Annotated in this window: 2 protein-coding genes and 1 pseudogene; 1 reads left to right on the top strand and 2 read right to left on the bottom strand. The window is 60.1% G+C overall.

Features of this window, described 5'->3' with window-relative positions; all coding sequences use genetic code 11:
• Window positions 1-320: MucR family transcriptional regulator (locus P792_RS38200; protein WP_235075388.1), on the top strand; the 320-nt coding region annotated here is incomplete at its 5' end.
• Between the two features lie 38 nt (window positions 321-358).
• On the opposite strand, the gene P792_RS23485 is transcribed toward P792_RS38200, so the two are convergent.
• The gene (locus P792_RS23485) at window positions 359-2,821 is read right to left on the bottom strand and encodes a type IV secretory system conjugative DNA transfer family protein (RefSeq protein ID WP_023977720.1); all 2,463 of its coding nucleotides are present in this window, start codon (window positions 2,819-2,821) and stop codon (window positions 359-361) included.
• A 623-nt stretch (window positions 2,822-3,444) separates the two neighbouring features.
• Window positions 3,445-3,665 (bottom strand): annotated as a pseudogene (locus P792_RS23480) (hypothetical protein); the annotation flags it as partial.

Below are 3,665 nucleotides of genomic sequence, written 5' to 3'. Positions count from 1 at the left end.
ATCATCTGGTATGTCTCGAGGACGGCAAAAAGCTCACCACTCTCAAGCGTCATCTGCGTACACGCTACGCTATGACGCCAGATGATTATCGGCGCAAATGGGGTCTGCCACGCGATTACCCTATGGTTGCTCCCAACTACGCGGCTTACCGCTCATCGCTCGCGCAGAAGATTGGCCTTGGCGCGAAGAGGAGGTCACCCGTCGAACCCGTGCCCGAACTGGTACCCGCGCAAGGAAAGCGAACACGTCGCTCGGCGGCTGAAGCCCCTGCGCCGGCTCCTTCTAAAAAGAAGAGAAATTCCGTTCGACCCACCTCGTGATCTCGATGCCTGTGTCAGATTGAGCGTGCGTCATTCGTTCAGATCTCGGGGTTTGGACTCTGAGCAGCTTCCTTCTCGAGTAGTTCGAGCCTCGCGACGATTTCAGCGACGTGCGGGTCGGTATCAATCCTCGCTGGCCTTGAAGCTGTTGCAACGGGTAGAGTTTGCGAGCGCGCGCCCAACCTCAGAAGGGGGGGCAGCAAAGGGTCGTTCTCATCCAGGTCGTGATCGGCCGCGTCAGTTGGGGATGGCGTTGCATCAGGTGTCACGCCGCCGGATGTAGAGCCTTCGCCCGCATCGGTCGGGGGCGTTCCTGCCTTATTCCCGGTGTCTGACTTAGAGGCCCTGGTGCCGCGCTCTGGCACGTCTGGACTTTTCGAAACAGGTGGGGAATTGGCCTTTGAGCCGTTCTGCTGGCGATCGGCCGGGTTCGGCCTGAAGGCGGCGGCGAGCTCACGATACACGATCCGAAGTTCCGCATCGGGATCCGTATCCAGCGACAAGGCCTCGCGATAGGCGTCGCAGAAAACACGCATCTGCCCCTGCGGCCCCGCTCGATCGCTCTCGGTGAGCGCGTCTGCCCGTCCGAGGAGCTTGGTGGCGGCCTGCGTTCGTGCAGCAGGGATCGTTGTCACGACAGGAGGTCCTTGTTCGCTATTGCGGGGAAGGGTGAGGTTGGCAGGGACGCGCAGATAGCCCTTGTTGGCCAGCTGGATGTTGGGAACTTCCGCATAGATGCGTCTGCCATAGAAGGTAACGATGCACTGTCCGGGTTGCTGGCTGGTGACATCGTGCCAGGTATAGAGCGGCATCTCACGCACATCGGCGCGACCCGGATCGAGGTAGACACCTGTGACATTGGATGCCTGATAATTCGTATTCACTGAGACCGGCAGGCGAGGTGCGGCGCTTTCCACCCATTGCTTGGTGGCGGTGTTGTCGTTCAGCGACATAATGAAATGCAGGCGTGGATTGGACAACAGCGCATCGGCAGCGGGCTTGCCCAGCGCGTCCTGCAGCGAGCTGACTTCCTGGAACGCGAGCGTCGTCGAGAAATTGAGATCGCGCGCTTGGGACAGAATGGATTGTGCTCCTTCGGAGGCGTACATGCCGATCTCATCGAAATCCAGACAATAGACCGTGGGCGCATTCGAGAAGCGGTTATTGATGACCTTGTCGATGTCGCCTGAAAGCTGGCCGCCGACACCCGGCGCCAGGCCGTAGCGGATCGCATTGAGGATGAAGCGCCCCAGACGCGTGTTGATTTTCCTATCGTTCTCGAGAACAGGGAGGATGACCGTCAGAATACGACGGTTGAACAGTACGTCATGCATGTCGATATCACCGATATCGACATTGAATATGTGCCCCAATGTGCCACTCAACTGGGTAAAGGTCGCACCAAAGCCACCGACAACGTAGCCGTGCTGCTCCCGAACTTTCTCCTGCGCGGACACCGCTTTGCCCGGGGTGTATCCGCCTGTTTCACGCATATAGTTGAGGATGCGGAGCCGTATGGGTTCTGGCAGAGCAGGACGTGGACGCCCGTCCTTTGGGGGCAGGGCGCGCAGATCCTCGTCGATGAAACGCTGTTCCGCATGGGACCAGTATTCCAGCCTTGGATGCCCTTCCTCGCTATCAGGGTCGAGGACCAGGAGCCGCAGGGCGTCGAAGTCCGACGTCAGCCGGCGCAATGTGGGCAGGTTGATCGGCAGGTGACGTGCGTCGCGGATCCAGGCAAGGAGCTCACTCAATGTAGCGATCAGGTCCATGCCGCGATCCACGAAGAACTGTTGTGACCCGCCTTTGCCGTTGCCCGCGTCGGACGCGATGAACAGCGTGATCAACAGGTTCTTGATGCCGTCAGCATTGGCGTGGGCGAACGGGTTCCATGTATGCGTCTCGCGTGATCCAGATGACGTCAGGAAGTTGACGACCCTAACCTCGGCTTCGCGACCATGCATGCGCGCGAGTGACAGCACATCCTTCCAGTTCGAGTTGCTGCCTTTGCCATCCACCTGTGTGAAACCTGATCCTTGCGCCACGACATTGGCCTGCTTGCACAGAAGGGTCCGGGTCTTACCCGAACCGGTCGTACCGGCCACGATGCAATGCGTGCGCATGTCGCCGGTGGATGGAAATCCAGGCTGCCGGGTGATCCGGTCCACGAACATGAGCCAGTCGCCAGTCGCTTTACCAGGACGCCTGGAGCGTTGATCGCGAAAATTGGGATCACGCCGGCGTGCGGCTACAGGCATGCGCATGGGCAGCAGGGGCAAACGCCAGACAACCAGTAGCGTGAAAGGGATCCCGATGAACAGCCAGAGTTCGAAAAGGCCTGGTATGAACAGGCACAGCAAGGTCAGGCAGAGCGGCACGATCGCGCAGAGCGGATCGGCCATGAACGCCCATAGCCGTGTCTCCGGGCGGCGCGTATCACGGTAGAAACCGCCCTGACGGACGATATGGCTGTCCTGCGGCCCAAGGATCGGTTCAGACATGATGCTCTATCCTCAAGGCATACCGAAGCCGGGCGCGGGTGACGGTAATGTTGCATGATCGGAGCGCTCGACGTCGCCCCGACGCTTGTAGGGTCCCGGGTGAGGCTCTGCGTCAGTTGAGGAATCGATGTCGGGCCCCGGAAACGGGGATGGTTGGGCCGATGAGGATGCAAAAGAGTGCGAAGAAAGGTCTCGCGATGCGGTAGGGCGCTCCAGGCTGTGCAGCCTGAACGCTGCATCAGGGTGCGCGTCAGTTTGTGAATCCCGGTCCCCGGGCCTGTATAGAAACAGAATGGTAAGCAGACAGAGACCAAGCGCGGCCGAGCCACCGACGAGACGGCGGACGGTCGACCTGGATCGCGCGGGTATTCGTTCTGCGAGCCCGGCGGATGATACTGAGGGCTTCGTCGATATGCTCGCTGCTTGCGCGACGGCGACCGGAAGATGGACTTCCTCATAGGGACGCTTGAGGGAAAGATGGGGCAGGTTAAGCTCGGTATAGCCCCTGCCTCCCTCGTGCGCTTCGCCCCATAATGTAAAGCTGATGACATCGCGCTCGACGTCATAGTTTACGCTGCAGTCGCGGGTGGGATGATGGATGGTGACGCGCATGGCGGTCTTCCTTATCTGGAGGCGATTGTTGTCGGGGAGGCGCGTCGCGCACGTTCCATGGCCTCGAAGCGCTCCAGGATGCGTTGGAGATAACGGGCTTTCTCGACCCCGGAATGTGAGTGGTATCGGGCAACCGCGTCCCAGTAATCGCCGGTTTCCGCAAAGCCCTTCGACAGGATCCAGGCGCCGGCCTCGAAATTGGCGCAAACGCTATCGCGCAAGGCCAGAAACG

The organism is Asaia sp. SF2.1 (assembly GCF_000505765.1).
Lineage (GTDB): Bacteria > Pseudomonadota > Alphaproteobacteria > Acetobacterales > Acetobacteraceae > Asaia > Asaia bogorensis.
Note: the sequence above shows the minus strand (reverse complement) of the source record. Positions and strands in the feature narration are given on the sequence as shown.